At 64.8% G+C, this 22,428-nt stretch carries 20 protein-coding genes and 1 riboswitch; of the genes, 8 read left to right on the top strand and 12 right to left on the bottom strand.

Features of this window, described 5'->3' with window-relative positions:
- Entirely contained in the window at positions 1-1,035 is a 1,035-nt protein-coding gene (ribD, locus tag E3T35_RS10475; protein WP_241988810.1) for a bifunctional diaminohydroxyphosphoribosylaminopyrimidine deaminase/5-amino-6-(5-phosphoribosylamino)uracil reductase RibD, read from the bottom strand.
- A 90-nt stretch (positions 1,036-1,125) separates the two neighbouring features.
- Positions 1,126-1,262: riboswitch (FMN riboswitch) on the bottom strand.
- A gap of 59 nt (positions 1,263-1,321) precedes the next feature.
- On the bottom strand, positions 1,322-2,296 hold the full coding sequence (locus tag E3T35_RS10470) for a sugar-binding transcriptional regulator (protein WP_370449326.1): 975 nt from the start codon (positions 2,294-2,296) through the stop codon (positions 1,322-1,324).
- Between the two features lie 110 nt (positions 2,297-2,406).
- Between E3T35_RS10470 and E3T35_RS10465 the strand changes: the two genes are divergently transcribed.
- From E3T35_RS10465 to glpK, 3 genes are all read left to right on the top strand, one after another.
- On the top strand, positions 2,407-4,149 hold the full coding sequence (locus E3T35_RS10465; RefSeq protein ID WP_134378966.1) for a glycerol-3-phosphate dehydrogenase/oxidase: 1,743 nt from the start codon (positions 2,407-2,409) through the stop codon (positions 4,147-4,149).
- 189 nt (positions 4,150-4,338) lie between these two features.
- A complete protein-coding gene (locus tag E3T35_RS10460) occupies positions 4,339-5,073 on the top strand; it encodes an MIP/aquaporin family protein (protein WP_134346017.1) in 735 nt (244 codons plus the stop codon).
- A gap of 71 nt (positions 5,074-5,144) precedes the next feature.
- Positions 5,145-6,659, top strand: a complete 1,515-nt coding sequence (glpK, locus tag E3T35_RS10455) for a glycerol kinase GlpK (protein ID WP_134378964.1) — start codon at positions 5,145-5,147, stop codon at positions 6,657-6,659.
- A 158-nt stretch (positions 6,660-6,817) separates the two neighbouring features.
- On the opposite strand, the gene E3T35_RS10450 is transcribed toward glpK, so the two are convergent.
- The 10 genes from E3T35_RS10450 to E3T35_RS10405 form a co-directional block, all read right to left on the bottom strand.
- Complete coding sequence (locus E3T35_RS10450) at positions 6,818-7,582, bottom strand: HAD family hydrolase (protein ID WP_174776422.1); 765 nt, start codon at positions 7,580-7,582, stop codon at positions 6,818-6,820.
- Complete coding sequence (locus tag E3T35_RS10445) at positions 7,582-8,187, bottom strand: GNAT family N-acetyltransferase (RefSeq protein WP_134378962.1); 606 nt, start codon at positions 8,185-8,187, stop codon at positions 7,582-7,584. Before E3T35_RS10445 ends, E3T35_RS10450 begins: the two co-directional genes overlap by 1 nt.
- Positions 8,187-9,191: a tryptophan--tRNA ligase gene (gene trpS, locus E3T35_RS10440; RefSeq protein ID WP_134378960.1), complete on the bottom strand. Its 1,005-nt coding sequence runs from the start codon at positions 9,189-9,191 to the stop codon at positions 8,187-8,189. Before trpS ends, E3T35_RS10445 begins: the two co-directional genes overlap by 1 nt.
- Positions 9,188-10,045 (bottom strand): exodeoxyribonuclease III, encoded by an 858-nt coding sequence (locus E3T35_RS10435; RefSeq protein WP_134378958.1) that lies wholly within the window; start codon positions 10,043-10,045, stop codon positions 9,188-9,190. The genes trpS and E3T35_RS10435 overlap by 4 nt, the downstream gene beginning before the upstream one ends.
- A 13-nt stretch (positions 10,046-10,058) precedes the next feature.
- Positions 10,059-11,129, bottom strand: coding sequence for a YihY/virulence factor BrkB family protein (locus tag E3T35_RS10430; protein ID WP_134378956.1), 1,071 nt, complete (start codon positions 11,127-11,129; stop codon positions 10,059-10,061).
- A 71-nt stretch (positions 11,130-11,200) separates the two neighbouring features.
- Positions 11,201-11,962, bottom strand: coding sequence for a succinate dehydrogenase iron-sulfur subunit (locus E3T35_RS10425; RefSeq protein ID WP_134378954.1), 762 nt, complete (start codon positions 11,960-11,962; stop codon positions 11,201-11,203).
- Entirely contained in the window at positions 11,962-13,770 is a 1,809-nt protein-coding gene (gene sdhA / locus E3T35_RS10420) for a succinate dehydrogenase flavoprotein subunit (RefSeq protein ID WP_092339015.1), read from the bottom strand. Before sdhA ends, E3T35_RS10425 begins: the two co-directional genes overlap by 1 nt.
- A 17-nt stretch (positions 13,771-13,787) precedes the next feature.
- The gene (locus E3T35_RS10415; RefSeq protein WP_092339013.1) at positions 13,788-14,240 is read right to left on the bottom strand and encodes a succinate dehydrogenase hydrophobic membrane anchor subunit; all 453 of its coding nucleotides are present in this window, start codon (positions 14,238-14,240) and stop codon (positions 13,788-13,790) included.
- Between the two features lie 11 nt (positions 14,241-14,251).
- Complete coding sequence (sdhC, locus tag E3T35_RS10410) at positions 14,252-14,665, bottom strand: succinate dehydrogenase, cytochrome b556 subunit (protein ID WP_092339487.1); 414 nt, start codon at positions 14,663-14,665, stop codon at positions 14,252-14,254.
- A gap of 110 nt (positions 14,666-14,775) precedes the next feature.
- Positions 14,776-15,948, bottom strand: a complete 1,173-nt coding sequence (locus tag E3T35_RS10405; RefSeq protein ID WP_134345687.1) for a glycosyltransferase family 1 protein — start codon at positions 15,946-15,948, stop codon at positions 14,776-14,778.
- Between the two features lie 96 nt (positions 15,949-16,044).
- Here E3T35_RS10405 and E3T35_RS10400 point away from each other — a divergent pair, with 96 nt between their 5' ends.
- From E3T35_RS10400 to E3T35_RS10380, 5 genes are all read left to right on the top strand, one after another.
- Positions 16,045-17,166 carry a mannose-1-phosphate guanylyltransferase gene (locus E3T35_RS10400; RefSeq protein WP_134345688.1) on the top strand — a complete coding sequence of 374 codons (1,122 nt, stop codon included), beginning with the start codon at positions 16,045-16,047 and terminating at the stop codon, positions 17,164-17,166.
- Positions 17,167-17,209: 43 nt separating this feature from the next.
- Positions 17,210-18,271 carry a BMP family protein gene (locus E3T35_RS10395; protein WP_134378952.1) on the top strand — a complete coding sequence of 354 codons (1,062 nt, stop codon included), beginning with the start codon at positions 17,210-17,212 and terminating at the stop codon, positions 18,269-18,271.
- A gap of 142 nt (positions 18,272-18,413) precedes the next feature.
- Positions 18,414-19,520 (top strand): BMP family protein, encoded by a 1,107-nt coding sequence (locus E3T35_RS10390; protein WP_134345690.1) that lies wholly within the window; start codon positions 18,414-18,416, stop codon positions 19,518-19,520.
- Positions 19,521-19,614: 94 nt separating this feature from the next.
- Complete coding sequence (locus E3T35_RS10385) at positions 19,615-21,135, top strand: ABC transporter ATP-binding protein (protein WP_134345692.1); 1,521 nt, start codon at positions 19,615-19,617, stop codon at positions 21,133-21,135.
- Positions 21,132-22,424 (top strand): ABC transporter permease, encoded by a 1,293-nt coding sequence (locus E3T35_RS10380; RefSeq protein ID WP_370449324.1) that lies wholly within the window; start codon positions 21,132-21,134, stop codon positions 22,422-22,424. Before E3T35_RS10385 ends, E3T35_RS10380 begins: the two co-directional genes overlap by 4 nt.
- The last annotated feature ends 4 nt before the right edge of the window (positions 22,425-22,428 follow it).

Here is a 22,428-nt window from a genome sequence, read left to right as displayed (position 1 = left end):
TTAGGGTGTGAGCGGTCGGGCCACGATGAGAACATCGTCGCCGAGGCGGTCGAGGGAGTGGATAGAGAGGCGGCGCTGCTCGCCGATTGCGGCTACGCCGATGTCAGTGAGGGCCAGTCGCGGGCCGCCGATCAGCGTCGGCGCGAGGTAGACGAGGTATTCGTCGACCAGCCCGGCGGACACGAACGCGCTCGCCACGGTTGGGCCGCCCTCGATGAACACGCTGCGCACGGCGCGTTTGTGCAGGTCGGCGAGTAGGCCGGGCAGGTCGAGGCCGTCGAAGAACAGCGGCTGCTGCGGGTGCGCAAACAGGGCAGAGGATGCCGGCGCCTCGCGTCGCCCGACCACCACGGGCACGGGCTGCCGGGGGAGCAGCCCACCATCGGCGTCGCGCGCGGTCAAGGCGGGGTCATCGGCGAGAACGGTGCCGGTGCCGATCAGGATCGCATCGGAGGCGCTACGACGTCGGTGCACGTCGAGGCGGGCCGCATCGCCGGTGATCCAACGGCTGGAGCCGTCGGCGGCGGCGGCGCGCCCGTCGAGGCTCGACGCCCATTTGAGAGTGACGAACGGGCGACCGAGGCGGGCGGCGACGAGCCAGTCGGCGAGAAAAGCCTCGCCGACATTGGCGCACAGCCCGCCCTGCACCTCGATGCCGGCGGCGCGCAGCCGGTCGGCCCCGCCGCAGGAGTGCTGGCCCGGGTCGGTCACCGAGTACACGACGCGGGCCACGCCGGCATCGATCAGGGCCTCTGCGCACGGACCGGTGCGGCCGATATGGTTGCACGGTTCGAGCGTGACAACGACGGTGCTTCCGCGAGCGGCGCCGGGGTCGAGCTGTGCGAGCGCGTCGACCTCCGCGTGCCGGGTGCCGGCGCCGCGGTGCCACCCTTCGGCGAGGGTCTCGCCGTTGGCATTCAGAATTACGCAGCCCACACGCGGGTTGACTCCGGTGGCGAGGCCCTGGGCGGCAAGCTCGAGGGCGCGGCGCATGGCGCTCTGCAGGCCCACGTTCACTGCCGCGTTGTTGGTCATCCCGCCCTCATCCGTGTCGGACGAGCTCCGGGGGCGTGGGTGTGCATCATCATGCCTAAAACCCGTCGGTCAACCGTAGGGGCCAACCAACTCGTGCGCCTCCCGTCCGGACTTTAACCGTCGGTGCTGGAGTTTCACCAGCTCAACCGTTAGTCCCTCGTCAAAGGGACTAACGGGTCGCGGACTTTAACCGCCGGTTCGGAATTACACCGACCCCGGAGCACGTGTAGTACTTCTAGTTATAGTGCAACAGCCTGCGCGCCGTGGTATTCCGTTCAATATCCGATCAGTTTGCCTCGACCAGGGCGCGGGCTGTGCTCTCGTCGACGAACAGGTCGGTGATGAGGTGTGCGGCCAGAGCGCCGCGCAGGCTCGCGAGCTTGGAGCGACCGGCCACAACGCAGATGCGGCGCGGGGTGCGGCGCAGCGCGGTGAAGTCCGGACCGGTGGAGCGTTCGTTCATGGCGATATCGTCGGCCGAACCGTCGGCGCGGTAGAACACTGTCGCGACGTCGCCGACCACGCCGGCCGCGCTGAGGGCGTCGAATTCGGCCTGCTCGAGGTAGCCGCCGGCGTAGACCCGGCTGATCACGCCGGAGAACGGAGAACCGAGGCCGAACAGGGCGATATCCATGATGGACTGCATATCGATCAGGCGACTGATGCTGCGCTCGCGCCACAGCGCCTGCTTGGTCGCGGGGTCGTCGAAGAAGGCCGGCACCGGAAACTGCTGCACATGCGCGCCGAAGGCCGTTCCGAAACGGCCGAGAATCTCACTCGCGTAGCCGAGACCGGTCGTACGCATATTCCCGGCGCCGTTGAGCTGCACGATCTGCGAGTTGTGCGTCTGCTTGGGCGTCACGTGCCGGCTGATCGCGTTCATGGTCGAACCCCAGGCGATACCCATGGTCATATTCGAGTCAAAGTATTGGCCGAGAATCCGTGCAACAGACAGGGCCACACGCTCGAGCCGATCGACATCGCTCGCGCTGTCCGGAACCGGAACGACGTGCGCGGTGATCTGAAATCGAGCCTCGATCTGCTGCTCGAGGTGACTCGGGGCATCGAGTGGGGACTTGATTTGGATGTCGACCAGGCCGGTCTCTCGAGCGTGGCTGAGCAGGCGGGAGACGGAGGAACGGGAGGTATGCAGCTCCTGGGCGATGGCATCCATTGTGAGGTCCTGCATGTAGTACAGGTGCGCGGCGGTGAGGGCATCGCGGCTGCGGTCGGACTGCAGGGGGTCGGTCTCGAAGGTCACAGCGGCTCCTTGCACGTATGTTCAATCCGGTTGAGAAATTATGTGGGACTGTCAGAATGAATCTATTCACATGGCTTGTCGAGTGCAAGCCCGAGACAGAGGTGACAACAATGTCGTTCTTAAACTCACAGACTTCGACCGCGATCTCCGCTCATCCGAACGCCCAGGTGCTCATCATCGGCGCAGGCATCAACGGCATCGCGACCTTCCGCGATCTGGCACTGCAGGGCGTCGACGTGGTCATCGTAGAAAAGAACGACTTCGTCTCCGGCGCCTCGTCGGCCAGCTCGCACATGATCCACGGCGGCGTGCGCTACCTCGAAAACGGTGAGTTTCGCCTGGTGAAGGAGTCGGTGACGGAGCGCAACAGCCTGCTCAAGATCGCGCCGCACTACGTCAAGCCGCTGCAGACGACCATTCCCATCTTCTCCACCTTCTCCGGTGTGATGGCTGCGCCGCTCCGGTTCCTGACCCACAAGCAGGGAGCCAAGCACGTTGAGCGCGGCGCCATGCTCATCAAGCTCGGCATGATGATCTACGACGCCTTCTCCCGCGACGGCGGCACCGTGCCGCGCCACGAGTTCAAGGGCCGTGCCAAGGCGCTCGCCGCCCTGCCGCTGCTGAACCCCGGCCTCAAGTACACCGCCACCTACTATGACGCCGCCATGCACGACCCTGAGCGTCTCGCCCTCGATGTGCTGCGCGACGGCCTCGACGCCGGTCCCCACGCCCGCGCCGCCAACTACGTCGAAGCCGCCGGAATGGATGAGAACGGTGTGCTCCTGCGCAACACCATCACCGGCGATGAATTCCGATTCCAGGCGGATGTCGTCGTCAACACCAGTGGCCCCTGGACCGACCTCATCAACTCTGCCCTCGGCCAGCCGAGCACCTTCATGGGCGGCACCAAAGGGTCCCACGTGGTGCTCGACAACCCGGAGCTGCTCGCGGCAACCGGTGGACGCGAGATCTTCTTCGAGCATGAAGACGGTCGCATCGTGTTGATCTACCCGCTCAAGGGCCGCGTTCTGGTCGGTACCACCGACCTCGAGCACGATATGACCAAGCCGGTTCGGTGCACCGAACCTGAGATCGACTACTTCTTCGACCTGGTCGCGCACGTTTTCCCAACGGTAAAGGTCGATCGTTCGCACATCGTGTTTCGCTTTGCCGGTGTGCGCCCGCTGCCCCGCCACGACGATGAGGCCCCCGGTTTCGTCTCCCGCGACTACCGCATCGAGTCGCGTCCGCTGCCCCGTGCCGGCGCCGCCGACGGCACCCTGCTCAGCCTGGTCGGAGGCAAGTGGACAACGTTTCGTGCCCTGGCCGAAAACCTGAGCACCGACATTCTGAAGCTGCTTGGCCTGCCGCGCACCGTCTCGACCGAGGGCTTGGCCATCGGTGGCGGGCGCAACTTCCCGGCAACGGATGCCGCCCACCAGGTTTGGGTCACCGCCCACGGCGACGAGGTCGGCACTGACCGCGCCGCAGCCCTGCTCGCCCGGTACGGAACGCGGGCCAGCGAGGTCATCGAGTTCTTGACCGACCCAAGCGGTCCGGCGGATGCCCCGCTCCAGCACAACGCGGCCTACAGCCGGCGTGAGATCGAGTTTCTGGCATCGACCGAGAGCGTCGTGCGCCTGATCGACGTGCTCCTGCGCCGCACCAGCATGGCCTTCGTTGGCGCGGTCACCACCCCGCTGATCAAAGAGCTCGCGCTCGTCGTCGCCCCCGTGCTCGGCTGGGACGCCGAACGCCGGGCCGAAGAAATCGAGCTGGCACGCGGCATCCTGATCGACGCGCACGGGGTCGACCTCGCTGCCGTCAGCGAGGCCGCCGTCTTCGGCGCCTGACCCCCCGTCCGGGGCTGACGATTGCCGACAATCTGCACGAATGTGCAGGCGAAACCGGCTCACTCCGCCTTGGGCGCCGATACGTTTTAGACACAACGCACGACAGCCGCACTCGACAACTAGGTCGAGCGCGGTGAACAGCAGCACCCCATCTGAAAGGTCAATGTGGACAATCTCGGTGTCGTCTTTATGTCAGAGGTCGTGGGAACGGCCATCCTCGTGCTACTCGGCTGTGGCGTGGTCGCCAACGTCGCCCTCGCCAAGAACAAGGGTTTCGGCGGCGGCTTTCTCATGGTCACCATCGGCTGGGGCCTCGCGGTCTACGCCGGTGTGATCGCCGCCTACAACTCCGGTGCCCACCTGAACCCGGCCGTCACCCTCGGTCTCGTCGCGAGTGGGGCCGACACCTTCGGTTCGGGCGTGCCGGTCAATGTCGTATCGACGCTGACCTATATCGGCGCCCAGATGATCGGTGCCTTCCTCGGCGCCGTCGTGGTGTGGCTCGCCTACAAGCAGCACTTCGACCAGGAGCCGGAAGCCGCCAACAAGCTCGGCGTCTTCTCCACCGGGCCAGCCATCCGCTCCTACGGCTGGAACCTCGTCACCGAGATCATCGGCACCTTCGTGCTCGTCTTCGTCGTCATCGGTTTCGGCCGCAACGGCGACGGCGGCGGCCTGGCAGCCCTCGGCGCCCTGCCGGTGGCCCTGCTCGTGATCGCGATCGGTGCCTCTCTCGGTGGGCCCACCGGTTACGCCATCAACCCCGCCCGTGACCTCGGACCCCGCATCGCGCACTTCCTGCTGCCGATCAAGGGCAAAGGGTCGAGCGACTGGTCCTATTCCTGGGTGCCGGTCGTGGGCCCCATCATCGGTGGCGTCCTTGCCGGCGCCTCGTCGGGAGTGCTGCTACCCATCCTGGGCTAAGCCATTCGACGTATTCTGCAGCATCCGCTTTAAACTTAGAAATTCCACCTGGAACAACAAAGGAGTTACACATGGCCAAGTACGTTCTCGCCATCGACCAGGGAACCACGAGCTCCCGCGCGATCGTGTTCGACAAGGCGGGGTCGATCATTTCGACCGGCCAGCTCGAGCACGAACAGATTCTGCCGCAGGCCGGCTGGGTCGAGCATGACCCGAAGGAAATCTGGGACAACAGCCGTGAGGCCATCGGCCAGGCGCTGTCAAAGGCGAACATCACGCGCCACGACATCGAAGCCATCGGCATCACCAACCAGCGCGAGACCGCTGTCGTCTGGGACAAGAACACCGGCGTGCCCGTCTACAACGCCATCGTCTGGCAGGACACGCGAACCCAGCCGATCGTCGATCGTCTCGCAGCGGATGGCGGTGTCGAGCGGTTCAAGGGCAAGGTCGGCCTGCCGCTGGCCACCTACTTCTCCGGCACCAAGATCGTCTGGATCCTCGAAAACGTCGAGGGTGCCCGCGCCAAAGCGGATGCCGGCGACCTCCTGTTCGGCACCACCGACTCCTGGGTCCTCTGGAACCTGACCGGTGGTATCGAGGGCGGCGTGCACGCGACCGACGTCACCAACGCGAGCCGCACCATGTTCATGGACCTCGAAACCCTTCAGTGGGACGACGAGATCCTCGCCATCTTCGACGTGCCGAAGTCGATGCTGCCCGAGATCAAGTCTTCCTCCGAGGTCTACGGCATCGCGAGCGGGCACAGCCTGCTGCGCGAGGTGCCGATCGCCGGCATCCTCGGCGACCAGCAGGCCGCAACCTTCGGCCAGGCCGCCTTCGACCAGGGCGAAGCAAAGAACACCTATGGCACCGGTAACTTTCTGATCTTCAACACCGGCACCGAGATCATCCACTCGAAGAACGGCCTGCTTACCACGGTCGGCTACAAGCTCGGCGACGCCCCCGTGCACTACGCGCTCGAAGGATCGATCGCCGTGACCGGGTCGCTCGTGCAGTGGATGCGCGACCAGCTCGGCATCATTAAGAACGCCTCTGAGATCGAAGACCTCGCCAAGACGGTCAAGGACAACGGCGGAGCCTACTTCGTACCGGCCTTCTCCGGCCTGTTCGCGCCGTACTGGCGGTCCGACGCCCGCGGTGCCCTGGTCGGCCTTACCCGCTACGTCAACAAGGGTCACATCGCGCGCGCAGCGCTCGAGGCCATTGCGTACCAGACCCGCGAGGTGCTCGACGCGGTCAACGCCGACTCCGGCGTGCCGCTGACTGAGCTCAAGGTCGACGGCGGCGCCACGGCGAACGACCTGCTCATGCAGTTCCAAGCCGACATCATCGGCGTGCCGGTCGTGCGCCCGGTCGTCGCCGAGACCACCGCCCTCGGTGCCGCGTATGCGGCCGGCCTAGCGGTCGGATTCTGGAGCGGCCTCGACGACCTCCGCGCCAACTGGCAGGAAGACTCCCGCTGGGAGCCCTCCATGGACAAGGACGAGGCCGACCGCCTCCTGCGCAACTGGAAGAAGGCCGTAACGAAGACCCTCGACTGGGTAGACGAAGACGTGCGCTAGCCTCCGCCCGTGTGACCCAAAGCCCGGCCCCGCCAACGCGGAGCCGGGCTTTCGGCATCTCGCCTCGACGAGCAGCTGGCCATCCGGCCTCCGCTCTGTCTCCCCTTTCCGCCTGGCCCAGCCGCATAACTCCTGCAATTTGCGGCCGCGAATTGGAGTTAGGCCGGGCGCCATTCCACTGACTGCCCGCTGAGCGCACTGGTGAGTTCGGCCAAGGTCTCGATCCGAAGAATACGAAGGCGCGCGGCGGCTATTTTGTCGGCAGGCGTCAGTGGGACAGCGGATGCGGTGGCGCGGTCGAGCCAGACCCCCGTCAGTCCCGCAGCAGCCGCGCCCAGAGCATCCGTGCGGAGCCGGTCCCCGACATACACCGCCTCTGACACGGGCACGCCGAACAGGGCGCAGGCGTGCTCGAAGATGCGCACGTCGGGCTTGGCGACGCCGAGTGCACCCGAGGTGACGACGTGCTCGAACCGGTCGTGCAATCCGACCCGCCAAATTTTCTCGCCCTGAAAGACCGGGTCGCCGTTCGTGATGAGGCCAAAACGCACTCCGGGCAGAAGCTCCACCAGCGCATCGAGGCAGGGGAGGGCGTCGTCGTGCAGCCGCCAACTGGCCCGGTACCTCAGGAAGTAGTCGTCGAACCAGGCGTCAGCCTCGGCGTCAGTCAACGAAACGCGGAATGACGCCGCGAAGTCCTGGGCGCGGGCGCGGCGTTGGCCGGCGAAATCCAGAGTGCCGGCGAGGTAGGAGTGGTAGTGCTCCTCCTCGAGTGCATCCCAGAGCGCGGTGGCCGCCGTCCGGTCGCCGGTAGCGAATTCGCCGCCGATCCGGTCGAGGTGCAGCAGAATGCCCGCTGCAACCGCTCCCCGGTGCTCGAAGAGGGTGTCGTCGAGGTCGAACAGCACAACCCTCGGCATCATCACGAGCCCAGGGCCTCTGCGGGCCAGCCGGGCTGTGGCCCACGGTCGTCTCCGGCGGCGAGGTGGCCCTGCCACGAGTCAGGGTAGCTTCCGTCCCGGTAGGCGGCGACGGATGGCCCCACCCCGGAATATCGAAACCCCGACTTCCACGCCGCTCGGGCTGACGCGACGTTTCCGAGCAGGCACTCCCAGTGCAGAACATCGATGAGTCTGGATGAGAACGCCCAATCGGCGACCAGTCGTTGCGCTTCGGGGATGAGCCCGCGGCCACGGTGCGGGGCGCCCAACCAGAAGCCGATGGACCCCACCCGGTGGACGGAAGCGTCGGCCGCGACGGATTCTCCGTTCAAGCGCAGCGCGATCACGCCCAGAAGCTCCGCCCCGGGCGTATCGCGCAGCGCCCAGGTATATTCCCGATCCGACATCCATCCGGCGGGAACATACTCGTTGAGGAATCCTTCGGCGTGCTCCCGGCAATACGGCCACGGAACGGTCAGAAAACGCTCGAAGATCGGGTCCTGGCAGTACTCGAAGACCCGATCGGCGTCGCCGGACACCGGCTCATCGAGCAATACCAGGGGCGACGACAAAGCGAACGGACGCATCAGCGGCGGGGGAGGAAGCCTACGCGGTCGTAGACGGTCGCGAGGGTCTCGTCCGCGACAGCGTCGGCCCGGGCGGCGTTCGACGCCAGCACCCGGTCGAGCTCGGCCGGATCGCCGAGCAGTTCGGCGACGCGCTCGCGAATCGGGTCGAAGGTGCCCAGAACAACCTCGACCAGCCCCTTCTTGAGATCGCCGTAGCCGCGCCCGGCATACTCGGTTTCGAGCGACTCGATCGTGCGCGAGGCCAGCACGGCGTAGATCGTGAGCAGGTTCGCCACACCCGGCTTGTTCTCGCGGTCGAACACCACGCCGCCATCGGCATCCGTCACCGCGCGCATGATCTTCTTGCGAGTCACACCGGGCTCGTCCAGCAACCAGATGACCCCGGCGTGCGATTCGGCCGACTTGCTCATCTTCGACACGGGGTTCTGCAGGTCGTAGATCTTCGCGGTTTCCTTCACGATCGCCACCTCGGGAATCGTGAAGGTGTCGCCGAAGCGCGAGTTGAAGCGCAGCGCGAGGTCTCGGGTGAGCTCGACGTGCTGTCGCTGGTCTTCCCCGACCGGCACCACCTCGGTCTGGTACAGCAGAATGTCCGCGGCCATCAGCGTCGGGTAGGCGAACAGGCCCACGGTGGTCGCGTCGGCTCCGTGCCGCGCGGACTTGTCCTTGAACTGCGTCATGCGGCTGGCCTCACCGAACCCGGTGATGGTGTTCAGAACCCAGGCCAGCTGGGCATGCGCGGCGACGTGCGACTGCACGTACAGCGTCGACGCCGACGGGTCGATGCCGGCCGCAATATATTGCGCCGCAGTGCCGCGGGTGTTCTCCCGCAGCTTTGAAGGCTCCTGCGCCACGGTGATGGCGTGCAGGTCGACGATGGAGAAGAACGCGTCGTGCGTCTGCTGCAGCGACTTCCAGTTAAGCAGCGCGCCAATGTAGTTGCCGATCTGCAGGGACTCGGCGGAGGGCTGCATGCCCGAATACAGGCGGGGTTTGGTCATGAGTTCAGCGCTCCAGAAAGGTCATAGTCAACAACGACGGGGGAGTGGTCGCTCCAGCGCTGGTCGTACGCCGCGGCCCGATCGACCGCGTAGGAACCAACGGATGCCGCCAACAGCGGGCTGGCCAGATGGTAGTCCAGCCGCCACCCGGTGTCATTGTCGAAAGCCTGGCCGCGCTGGGACCACCAGGTGTACGGTCCCTCGACCTCGCCGGCCCATTTGCGCCCGATATCGACCCAGCCGAGTCCGGCACCCGCGTTGTACAGGGGGTCGCCTTCCGCTCCGAGGATACGGTCGAAATACTCCCGCTCTTCCGGCAGGAAGCCGGCGTGCTTCTTGTTTCCGCGCCAGTTCTTGATATCCAGCGTGCGGTGCCCCACGTTCAGGTCGCCGAGTACGAGCGCGAGCGGGCTGTGCGCGGTGAGCTCAGGCAGCCGGGCGAGCATGGCGTCCAGAAACTTGTACTTCTCGACCTGCTTGGGGGTGTCGGTCTCGCCGGAGTGCACGTAGGTGCTCACGACGGTGATGACCTGCCCGTTGACCTCGTAGTCGGCTTCGAGCCAGCGGCCGGCGCTGTCGAATTCTTCGGTGCCGAGAGCTACCCGGTGAATGGATGCCCCGGCGCGGCTCGCCAAGGCGACCCCGGCCCGCCCCTTCGCGGTGGCGGCATCGTGCAGAATGTTCCAGTGCGGCCCGAGCAGTCCCTCGAGGTCCTCGGTGGAGGCACGCACTTCCTGAATCGCGAGAATGTCAACGTCTCGGGCATTCAGCCAGTCGCCCATCCCCTTGCGGTACGCGGCTCGTACCCCGTTCGTGTTGATGCTGGCAATACGAAGGGGTTTGGCAGAAGACATGGGTCAAGTCTAGTTAGGGCACCGGAGCCTCATCGGCCAGGGCGTATTCTGCTACCCGTGCCTCGGCGGCGGTGAGCCGACGCCGGGCGCTCCACCGGGCGTACCAGGGCGACGCATCGAGGTCTGCCCGCGCGGCGGTCAGCTCGAACTGCGCGGTCAGCCGCAGGGCGTCCTGCATCTGCTGCTGCTGGTTGTCGGCGGCCTCGTCAGCGTTGAGGGTGTGTGGGGGGATGCCGGCGTCAACCATGCCCACGGCGATCCACGCGGCGGCGATCAGGGTGACGGTACTCACCAGATTGAACCAGATGAGCAGACCGATGATCACGGCGAAGGTCGCGAGCAACGGATTGTTGCTGGCGCCCCCGAGCAGGGTGCCGCCGAGAATTTTCAGCGCGCCGAGGCCAGCGCCGCCGAGCAGGGCGCCGGCCAACAGTCGCCGAGGTGGAATGCGCACGCGGGACAGCACGCGGAACAGGCCGGCCAGGGTGATCGTGTCGATCACGAGCACGACGACCAATCCGATCACCCGCGCCGATGCCTCGTAGTAGAAGGAGTCCTGGGGAAGCTGGAACAGCGCGAACAGGCCGCCGAGCAGCGCCGTGCTGGCCAGGGAAACGGCCGCCGATACGACCAGGGCAAGCCCGAACAGCAGGCCAAGGCCAAGCTCGCGCAGCTTGACCAGCAGAAAGAACGTGGTCTGCGGCGGCATCCCGAACACGGTGCGCACGGCCTGGGCGGTAGTGGAGAGCCAGCTCAGTGCGGTGATCAGCAAGCCGCCGAGGGCGATCGCACCGGTCCAGGTGAAAACCTTTCCCGTGGCGAGCAGGCTCGGATCGATGACACCGTCGGTGCCGATCAGGCCGGGGACCGATTGGTTGATTAGCGCGTACACCGCATTCAACAGGCCCTGGTTTTCGGTGAGCACCAGACCGGCGATGGAGAACCCCACCCAGATCGCCGCGAAGATGGCGAAGATAGCCTGGTAGCTCATCCCGGCCGCGAGCACGCCTCCGCCCACCTGGGCGAAGTGTGCGTACACCCGCACGGGGCGCCAGGCCTGGATGCGCGCCAGAAGCTCTTTCACTGGTTCAGCCTAACCGGATGCACGAACACCCCCGTCGAATCGACGGGGGTGTTCTTCATGCAATCGGGCAGTTACGCCTTGCCTCGCATGATGGCCTGCTTGACCTCGGCGATGGCCTGGGTCACCTGGATGCCGCGGGGGCAGGCATCCGTGCAGTTGAAGGTCGTGCGGCAACGCCACACGCCCTCTTTGTCGTTGAGAATGTCGAGGCGCACTTGGGCGCCATCGTCGCGCGAATCGAAGATGAAACGGTGCGCGTTGACGATGGCGGCCGGGCCGAAGTACTGGCCGTCGGTCCAGAACACCGGGCAGCTCGACGTGCATGCCGCGCAGAGAATACATTTTGTGGTGTCGTCGAAGCGCGCGCGCTGGGCGACCGTCTGGATGCGCTCCTTGCCCTTTTCCGGCTTGACGCTGTTCATCATGAACGGCTGTATTGCCTTGAAGGAGGCGAAGAACGGCTCCATGTCAACGATGAGGTCCTTCTCCAGCGGCAAGCCCTTGATGGCCTCCACATAAATGGGCTTCGTAACGTCGAGGTCCTTCATGAGCGTCTTGCAGGCCAGACGGTTGCGGCCGTTGATGCGCATGGCATCCGAGCCGCAGATGCCGTGAGCGCAGGAGCGACGGAAGGTCAGCGAGCCGTCCTGCTCCCACTTGATCTTGTGCAGCGCGTCGAGCACGCGGTCGGTCGGGTAGAGCTGCACGTCGAAATCCTGCCAGTGCGGCTCGTCGTCGACCTCCGGGTTGAAGCGACGAATAATGAGCGTGACCGTGAAGGATTGGATCTCTTCGGGCACGACGGGCTTGTTATCGATTGTGGCGGTACTCACTAGTACTTCCTCTCCATCGGCTGGTAGCGGGTGATGACAACCGGTTTCCAGTCAAGCTTGATGTGGTCGGCGGCATCAGCCGACATGGCGTCACCCTTGAGGTACGCCATGGTGTGCTTGAGGTAGTTCTCGTCATCACGAACGAGGTAGTCCTCGCGCTGGTGGCCGCCGCGGCTTTCCTTGCGGTTGCGGGCGGAGTAGACGACGACCTCGGCGAGGTCGAGCAAAAAGCCCAGTTCGACGGCTTCGAGCAGGTCGGTGTTGAATCGACGACCCTTGTCCTGCACACCGATGTTCTTGTAGCGCTGACGCAGCAGGTGGATGGTCTCTGTGACCTCGGCGAGGGACTCATCGGTGCGGAACACCTGAGCCTTCTTGTCCATTTCTTCCTGCAGAATCTTGCGCAGCACGGCGATGCGTTCGGTTCCGGTCGACGAGCGGATGCCTTCCAGCAGCTCGCGCACCTCCTTGGCCGGGTCTTCCGGCAGCGGAACGAACTCGGCCGTCTTGACGTACTCAACGGCGTTGTTGCCGGCGCGCTTGCCGAACACGTTGATGTCGAGCAGCGAGTTGGTGCCGAGACGGTTCGAGCCGTGCACCGAGACGCAGGCGCACTCGCCGGCGGCGTACAGCCCGGGAACGACGACCTCATTGTTGCGCCAGACTTCGGCCTTCACGTTGGTCGGGATGCCGCCCATCGCGTAGTGCGCGGTCGGCATGACCGGAACCGGCTCGGTGACCGGGTCGACGCCGAGGTAGGTGCGCGCGAATTCGGTGATGTCGGGCAGCTTGGTCTCGAGCAGTTCCTTACCGAGGTGGGTGCAGTCCAGGTACAGGTAGTCCTTGTCGGGCCCGGCGCCGCGACCCTCCGCGACCTCCTTGAGCATGCAGCGCGAGACGATGTCACGCGGGGCGAGGTCCTTGATGGTCGGTGCGTAACGTTCCATGAAACGCTCACCTGAAGCGTTCCGAAGGATTGCTCCCTCGCCGCGAGCTCCCTCGGTCAAGAGGATGCCCAATCCGGCCAGCCCGGTCGGGTGGAACTGGAAGAACTCCATGTCCTCGAGCGGCAGACCCTTGCGCCAGACGATGCCGACGCCGTCACCCGTGAGGGTGTGGGCGTTGGAGGTGGTCTTGTAGATCTTGCCGAAACCACCGGTGGCGAAGATGAACGCCTTGCCCTGGAACACGTGCAGTTCGCCGCTCGACAGGTCGAGGGCCACCACGGCCGACGGCTGGTCGACACCGTCGACGTTGGTCATGACCAGGTCAAGTACGTAGTACTCGTTGAAGAAGTTGATGCCGCGCTTGACGCAGTTCTGATAGAGCGTCTGGAGGATCATGTGGCCGGTGCGGTCAGCGGCGTAGCAGGCGCGACGCACCGGGCTCTTACCGTGGTCGCGAGTGTGGCCACCGAAACGGCGCTGGTCGATCTTGCCCTCAGGCGTGCGGTTGAACGGCAGGCCCATGTTCTCAAGGTCGATGACCGCGTCGATGGCTTCCTTGGCCAGGATCTCGGCGGCGTCCTGGTCAACCAGGTAGTCGCCGCCCTTGATCGTGTCGAAGGTGTGCCATTCCCAGTTGTCTTCCTCGACGTTGGCGAGGGCCGCAGCCATCCCGCCCTGCGCCGCACCGGTGTGCGAACGCGTCGGGTAGAGCTTGGAAATGACCGCTGTGCTGGCGTGGGGGCCGGCTTCGATGGCGGCACGCATGCCGGCTCCACCCGCTCCCACAATGACGATGTCGTGCTGGTGGTAGTGCACGCCGTCTACGACGGTGGACTCCGGGGACGCTGTGGAAGAAGTCATATTTGTTAGTGCAGCTCCTAGAGGGACTTACAGAACGAGGCCACGAGGTCGGCGGGCGCACCGGCGGGGCAAGGATCGAAGGTGAACACCACGAGGGTGCCGAGCGTGATCAGCGCGACGACGCTGACCAGAATCGCGACCTTCAGGATGCCGCGGCTGATCCGCGAGGTGGCGTAGTCGTTGACCAGGGTGCGCATGCCGTTGCCGCCGTGAATCAAGGCGAGCCAGAGCATGATGACGTCCCAGACCATCCAGAACGGGTTGGTCAGCTTGCCGGCGACGAACGCGAAGTTCAGGGCGCTGACGCCCTCACCGATCATGAGGTTGACGAACAGGTGGCCGAAGATGAGCACAACCAGCACGACGCCGGAGACGCGCATGTAGATCCAGCCCCACTTTTCCCAGTTGACCCCGCTCTTCTTCGTGCTGCGGGTGTACGGGCTGCGGGGAGCTTCGATTGTTGAAGTCATATTGTCGCCCCCTAGTGGCTGAACACGTTGATGAGGTGGCGCGGCGCGAAGCCCAGCATGGTGACGACCCAGAGGCCGATGACGACGTAGAACAGCACCCGCTGGTACTTGGCGTTCCAGAAGTCGATCAGAATGATGCGCAGACCGTTGAAGGCGTGGAACACGATGGCGCCGACGAGTGCGACCTCACCGAGACCCATGATCGGTGTCTGGTACTGCCCGATAACCGCGTTGTACGCTTCGGGGCTGACCCGCACGAGCGCCGTATCGAGAATATGGACGAGCAGAAAGAAGAAAATTGCTACGCCGGTGATGCGGTGCAATACCCACGACCACATGCCCGTGTTACCCCGATACAGGGTGCCGGCGGGGCGACGTGACGTCGTCTTCTGCTGAGAATCTAGGGTTCCTGCCGTCTGTGGCATGAACAACCCTCCCTGGCTGAATTATGGCTCTTAAATGAGACCGAGAATGCGCTATTAGCACATGTGGTTAGTCTACAAGTGCTCCGCCTTCTCGTGTCAGTTAGGGTGCCCTAACGTTGCATCGAGGGTGGCACGTGAGTGTCGGCGCGCACGGCGAGGCGCTCGTCGATGGCCTGCTCGTAGTAGTCGACCAGCTCGGCGCAGACCGTGGGCCAGGAGCGCCCGAGCACTGCGCGACGCCCGGCTTCGCCCATGCGCGCACGCAGCATGGGGTCGAGTGCGAGCTGGCACACCCAGTGCTTGAGATCACGGTCGTCATTCGGTCGAAACAGATACCCGTTCTCGCCGTGCGCCACCAGATCGATCGGCCCTCCGGCGTGCGGGGCCACCACCGGCAGCCCGGCCGCGTGCGCCTCCTGCAGCGTCTGGCCGAACGTCTCCTCGGTACCGGCGTGCACGAACACGTCAAAGCTCGCGTAGGCGACGGCGAGTTCGCGGCCCGACAGCCGCCCCAGCCAGGTGACCGGCATGCCCGCGAGGGCCCGCCGTATAAAAGGTACGCTCGGTCCGTCTCCGACGAGAGCCAAACGGATGCCCGGCACCCCGCGCAGCGCACGAAGCCGCTCCACCTGCTTCTCCGGGGCCATGCGACCGACGTAGCCCACGATCACATCGCGTTGGCCATCCGTCTTGAGCGCGGGCGCAATCCGTTCCCGGAGCGCGGCGACCGCCGGATCGTTCTTCAGATTGGGGTGAAAACCGGTCAGGTCGACACCGCGGGTCCACATGGCCAGGCGGGGCACGCCGAGGCGCAGCAGGGCGGCCATCGACGACGACGATGGAACGAGGGTGCGGGTGGCACCGTCGTGTACCCACTTCACGAATCGCCAGGCCAGGGCCGTTGCGGGGCCGAGGTGGTTTCGGTGAGCGTAGCCGGCGACATCCGTTTGAAAGATCGCGACCGAGGGGATGTCGAGCCGGTTGGCGGCGCTGATGCCCTGGGCGCCGAGCAGGAACGGCGAGGCGGCGTGCAGCACGTCCGGGCGAAAGTCGGCGAGCAACTTCTGCACCTGCGGGCTGGGCATTCCCACCGGAAATTCGCGATAGTTGACGGCGGAGACGGTGTGCACCGGAAAACCCGCATACTCGGCTGGGGCACCGGAGGGGGCGATGACCATGGCCTCGTGTCCGTTGGCGGCCAGGTGTTCGAGCACCTTGCAGACACTCGTGGTCACCCCGCTCACGGTGGGGAGAAAACTTTCGCTGATGACTGCGATCCGCATGGTTCGAGGTTAAGTCGCGACGATTGCCGCCGGGTGACGGGCGCATGAACAGTGGTGTCAGGCGCTCGCATCGGGGCCGCCCGATAGTCTGATCCAATGATTACGTTCAGTGAGCCCATCGACCGCCTGTACAGCGTGATTCCCGCCGGCGGCATCGGCTCCCGGCTGTGGCCGCTGTCGCGAGCGGATGCCCCCAAATTTCTGCACGACCTCACCGGCTCTGGCCACACCCTGCTGCGCGATACCTGGGATCGCCTCGTTCCGCTCTCGACCGAGCAACGCATCATGGTCGTCACCGGGCGTGCCCACCGTGCCGCCGTCGAGCAGCAGCTGCCCGAACTGGCCGATCCGAACGTCGTTCTCGAAAGCGAACCGCGCGACTCGACCGCCGCGATCGGCCTCGCCGCGGCCATTCTGCAGCTGCGCGAACCCGGCGTGATCATCGGATCGTTCCCGGCCGACCAGGTCATCAAGGGCGACGCCCTCTTCCGCTCGGCGGTGACCGAGGCGGTTGCGGCAGCGGATGCCGGCTACATCGTCACGATCGGCATCCAGCCGACCGAGCCCGCGATCGGCTTTGGCTACATCAAGAGCGCGGCGTCCCTGCCCATCGACGGCGCCCCGACCGCCCTGGCCGTCGACTCCTTCGTCGAGAAGCCGAGCCCCGAGGTCGCTGAGCAATACCTCGCCGACGGCAACTACCTGTGGAACGCCGGCATCTTCATCGCGCGCGCTGACCGCTTGCTGGCCGAGATTGCCTCGGCCGAGCCCGAGCTGCACGCCGGACTGATGAAACTTGCCGAAGCCTGGGACACCCCGGCCCGCGGCGCTGTCGTCGACCAGGTCTGGCCGAGCCTGAAGAAGATCGCCATCGACTATTCGATCGCCGAGCCCGCCGCGGCTGCCGGAAAGCTCGTCGTGATTCCCGGCCAGTTCGACTGGGACGACGTGGGCGACTTCGCCTCGATCGCCAAGCTGCACTCCGGCGGCCGCAAATCCAACCTCGCCATCCTCGGCGAGGGCGCGCGAGTGCTCGCCGACTCGTCGAGCGGCATCGTGGTCAGCCACACCGGTCGCATGATCGCACTGATCGGGGTGGAGGACATCGTCGTGATCGACACTCCCGACGCCCTGCTGGTCACGACCAGCGCGAACGCCCAGAAGGTCAAGGCTGTCGTCGACGCGCTAAAGCTCTCCGGCTCCAGCGATGTGCTGTAGGCCATTCCTGACTAGAATTCCAATTCATGCTTAAGGAGTGTCCATGCGTCGTGTGATTGCTGTTTCTGCCCTCGCGGCATCCGCTCTGCTGCTGGCCGGGTGCGCGCAGGCACCGGCACCCACCACGACAGCGGATGCGACGGCGCCCGACTACTGCGCCCGCATGGTCACGAACTCGGGCGGCCTCGAAGACCGGTCCTTCAACCAGTCCAGCTGGGAAGGCCTGCAGGAAGCGGCGACGACCTACAACATCAATACCGACGCTATCGTTTCGACCTCGGAGACCGATCTGGCGCCCAATGTGAGCCAGGCCGTCGCCACCGGCTGTGATTTCATTCTCACCGTCGGCTACGAACTCGCCGACGCCACGCTGGCCGAAGCCACCGCGAACCCCGAGGTGCACTTTGCAATCGTCGACGAGGTCGTCGATGCCCCCAACGTGAAACCGATCGTCTTCGACACCGCCCAGGCGTCGTTTCTGGCCGGCTATCTGGCCGCTGGCGTGACCAAAACCGGCATTGTGGCAACTTTCGGCGGCGGCAACCAGCCGCCCGTCACCCTGTTCATGGACGGTTTCGTCGACGGCGTCGCCATGTACAACGACAAGCACAAGGCTGCCGTGCAGGTTCTCGGCTGGAACAAAGAGGCCCAGGACGGCAGTTTCACGGGCGACTTCGAAGACGTCAACAAGGGTAAGGCCCTCGCCCAGTCCTTCATCGACCAGGGCGCCGACATCATTCTGCCGGTGGCCGGCCAGGTCGGGCAGGGCGCGGCGGCCGCCGCGATCGAAACCCCGGGCGTCTCGATCATCTGGGTCGACAACGACGGCTATGTGACCCTGCCGGAGCAGTTTCAGTCGGTCGTGCTCACGAGCGTGCTGAAGAACACTTCGGACGCCGTGGTGGAGACCATCGGGGCTGACCTCGACGGCACCTTCGACAACACGGCTTTCGTGGGAACCCTCAAGAACGGGGGCGTCGAGATCTCCAACTTCCACGACCTGGCCGCGCTGGTGACGCCCGAGCTAAGCGACGAACTCGACCAGATCAGGGCCGCGATTATAGCCGGGATCATCAAGGTAGAGGGCCCCAGTTCACCCCAATAAGGGGAGAATCGTTTCGGTAATGTCGCGGCTTGGTAACGACTCGCCCGCGCACGCACAATGCTCATCTGCGCAGCGTCACATTCGGTAACGTGGATCGCACCACGCCCGAGCGATCTCGCTGGGCAGCATCCTGGAGGTCCTCTTGACAATTTCGACCCGTAAGACCGTACTCACCGGTCTTGCAATGTTCGGCTCAGTGGCGATGCTCGCGGCCTGTGCTCAGGCGCCCGCCACCACCGATAACACCAACTCCGCCGCCGCCAGCGACTTCGTTCCCTGCATGGTTTCTGACGCGGGTGGATTCGACGACAAGTCGTTCAACCAGCTCGGTTTCGAAGGACTCAACGAAGCGGCCAAGTCCTTGGGCGTCACGCCGATCACGGTCGAGTCTGCGACCGAGACTGACTACCAGTCGAACGTGCAGAACCTCGTCGACCAGGGCTGCTCTCTCATCGTCACCGTCGGCTTCAACCTCGCCGCCGCAACGGTCGAGTCGGCTCTGGCCAACCCCGAAGTCAACTACGCCATCATCGACGACACCGCCGACCTCGACTTCAACGGTGAGGTAGACGCGCCGAACATCAAGCCGATCGTGTTCGACACCGCCCCCGCCGGCTTCATGGCCGGCTACGCGGCAGCCGGCTACAGCAAGACCGGCGTCGTGGGAACCTATGGCGGACTTCAGATTCCCCCGGTCACCATCTTCATGGATGGTTTCGCTGACGGTGTCACCTACTTCAACGACCAGAACGGTACGTCCGTTAAGACCGTCGGCTGGGACGTCGCCTCGCAGACCGGCTCCTTCACCGGTGGCTTCGCTGCAGGCGTCGACTCGCTCGCCAAGGCCCAGGGCCTCATCGACCAGAACGCCGACGTGCTGCTTCCCGTTGGTGGACCGATCTTCCTGAGCGCGATTGAAGCGATCAAGAGCTCGGGCAAGGACATCGCCATGATCGGTGTCGACGCCGACCTATACGAGACCTACCCGGATGGCGCTGACCTGTTCCTGACCAGCATCCTCAAGGGCATCAAGGTCGGCGTGTCCGACGTCGTCACCGGTGCCGGCACCGGTGCCTTCGATGCCACCGCATTCGTCGGTACCCTGGCCAACGACGGCGTGGGAGTTGCGCCGTTCCACGACTTCGAATCCAAGGTCCCCGCGACCATGACCGACGAGCTGGACGCGATCAAGGCTGGTATCATCGACGGTTCGATCACGGTGGAATCGCCCGCTTCGCCCAAGCAGTAATACGCTGACAGCAATGGGGAGGCCGATTTTTCGGCCTCCCCATTTCATTACCCTCGTGCACTCCCGCCATGCTCGACTCAAGAATTCAGGATGAATGAAGCTCGAACTTCGCGGCATCACCAAGCGCTTTGGTGCGTTGGTCGCCAACAACAACATCTCCCTCACCGTCGAGTCGGGTGAAATTCACGCCCTCCTGGGTGAGAACGGCGCTGGCAAGTCCACCCTGATGAACGTGCTGTACGGCCTGTACATTGCCGAAGAGGGCGAGATTCTGCTCGACGACGTGGTGCAGAAATTCGCCGGTCCCGGCGACGCCATGAACGCGGGAATCGGCATGGTGCACCAGCACTTCATGCTCGTTCCGGTGTTCACCGTCGCCGAGAACGTCGTGCTCGGCCACGAACAGACCACCTTCGGCGGCCGGCTGGATCTCAGTGCGGCCCGCGCCAAGGTTCGCGAGATCTCCGACCGCTTCGGCTTCGATATCGATCCGGACGCCCTGATCGAAGACCTTCCGGTCGGTGTGCAGCAGCGGGTGGAAATCATCAAGGCGCTGTCCCAAGATGCGAAGGTGCTGGTGTTCGACGAACCCACCGCCGTGCTCACCCCGCAAGAGACCGACGAGCTCATGATCATCATGCGCCAGCTCGCCGAGTCCGGCACCTCAATCGTGTTCATCACGCACAAATTGCGGGAGGTGCGCGCCGTCGCCGACCGCATCACCGTCATCCGCTTGGGAACCGTTGTCGGTGAAGCCTCGCCGACCGCGACGAACGCCGAGCTGGCATCACTCATGGTGGGTCGTGCCGTCGAACTGACCGTGCACAAGAACGCGCCGGAGCTGCGCGGTACCGCACTGTCGATAAAGAATCTCACGGTCATCGACGCCCGCAACCAGATCGTCGTCAACAACGTGAGCTTCGACGTGCAGGCCGGTGAGGTGCTCGCCATTGCCGGGGTGCAGGGCAACGGCCAAACCGAACTGACCGAAGCCCTGATCGGGCTGCAGCACCACGTGACCGGGTCGATCGAACTCGACGGAAAACCATTGCGCGGCTACAGCGTGCGGCACATCCTCGATTCCGGCGTTGGGTTCGTTCCCGAGGACCGCACCGAAGACGGCCTCATCGCCGACTTCAGCATCGCCGAGAATCTCATGCTGGACCGCAGCTCCGGGGCGCCGTTCGTGAAGGGCGGAAACCTCCAGCTGGGATTTCGAGCCAAATTCGCCGCCGAGAAGATTCACGAGTTCGATATTCGTTCGCAGGGCAGTGCCATGGAGGCTGGCCGGCTCTCCGGTGGCAACCAACAGAAAGTGGTGCTCGCCCGTGAGCTGAGTCGGGAGCTGCGATTGTTCGTGGCAGCCCAGCCCACCCGCGGGCTCGATGTCGGTTCGATCGAGTTCGTGCACACCCGCATTATCGAAACGCGGGATTCGGGTATTCCCGTGATCGTGGTGTCCACCGAGCTCGACGAGGTCGTCGCGCTCGCAGACCGCATCGCGGTGATGTATCGAGGAGAAATCGTTGGAATCGTTCCTGGCAACACCCCCCGCGCCACGCTGGGCCTTATGATGGCCGGCGAACACGCCCCCGAAACCGAGGCTGCACTGTGAGTGACCTGACGGCACCGGCAGCGCCGGCTCCCGCCGCTCCGGCTGCCGGACCTGGCCGGAAGGACGGGTCTGAGCGCTGGACCCAAAGCCTGCGCGACATCACCGGCGGCAGCACCATGATCTCCATTCTCGCCGTCGTGTTCGCGCTCGTGGTCGGCGCCATTTTGATCGCATTCACCAACGAACGCGTGCAGGAGACGGCCGGGTACTTCTTCTCCCGTCCGGCCGACCTGCTGCAGGCCGTTTGGGACGCCGTCGCGGGCGCGTATTCCGCCCTGTTCCAGGGGTCGATCTATAACTTTCGGGCCCAGAACTTTCTCACCGCGATACGCCCGCTGACCGAAACCCTCACCTTCGCCACGCCGCTGATCGCGGCCGGCCTCGGCGTCGGGCTCGCCTTTCGGGTGGGGATGTTCAACATCGGTGGTCGTGGGCAGATGCTCATCGCCGCCGGGGCCGCTGGCTATGTCGCTTTTGCGGTCGAGCTGCCGGCTGGCATCCACTTGATTGTCGCTATTCTGGCCGGTCTGCTCGGCGGCGCTATCTGGGGCGGAATTGTGGGCCTGCTCAAGGCTCGCACCGGAGCCCACGAGGTGATCGTCACGATCATGCTCAACTTCGTGGCGCTCTACCTCATCCAGTTCTTGCTGCGCACGCCGGGTGCCCTCCAGGCTCCGGGCAGCAATAACCCGAAGACCCCGCCGATGTTGTCCACCGCGGTGTTCCCCGACCTGTTTGGACCCCGATACAACCTCCACGCCGGTTTTCTCACGGTCATCGCCGCCACAATCTTCGTCTGGTGGCTGCTCAGCCGCTCCAACCTCGGGTTTCAGTTTCGCGCCGTCGGTCAAAACCCCAGCGCGGCCCGGGTAGCAGGCATCAACGTGAAGAACGTCTACCTGTATGCCATGGCCATCTCGGGTGCGCTCGTGGGGCTGGCCGGTATCAACCAGGTGCTCGGTACGGTGACGACTGGTTTCGGCTCCGGTATCGACGCGGGTATCGGTTTCGACGCCATCACGGTGGCACTTTTGGGCCGGTCTAAGCCCTGGGGAATCTTCGCCGCCGGCATTCTCTTCGGTGCTTTCAAAGCCGGAGGGTTTTCCATGCAGGCGGCAGAGGGTGTGCCCATCGATATCGTCGTGGTCGTACAGGCTCTGATCGTGCTGTTCATCGCTGCCCCGCCGCTGGTGCGGGCCATGTTCCACCTTCCGACGCCAGGCACCACGAGAACACCCAAGATCAGCGCCGTCAAGGCAAGCAAGAGCAACGAGGTGGTGGCAAAGTGAGCAC

Origin of the sequence: Cryobacterium sp. TMT1-2-2, from assembly GCF_004403505.1 — a bacterium.
Taxonomy (GTDB): Bacteria; Actinomycetota; Actinomycetes; order Actinomycetales; family Microbacteriaceae; genus Cryobacterium; species Cryobacterium flavum.
This window is presented reverse-complemented; position numbering and strand designations above follow the sequence as displayed.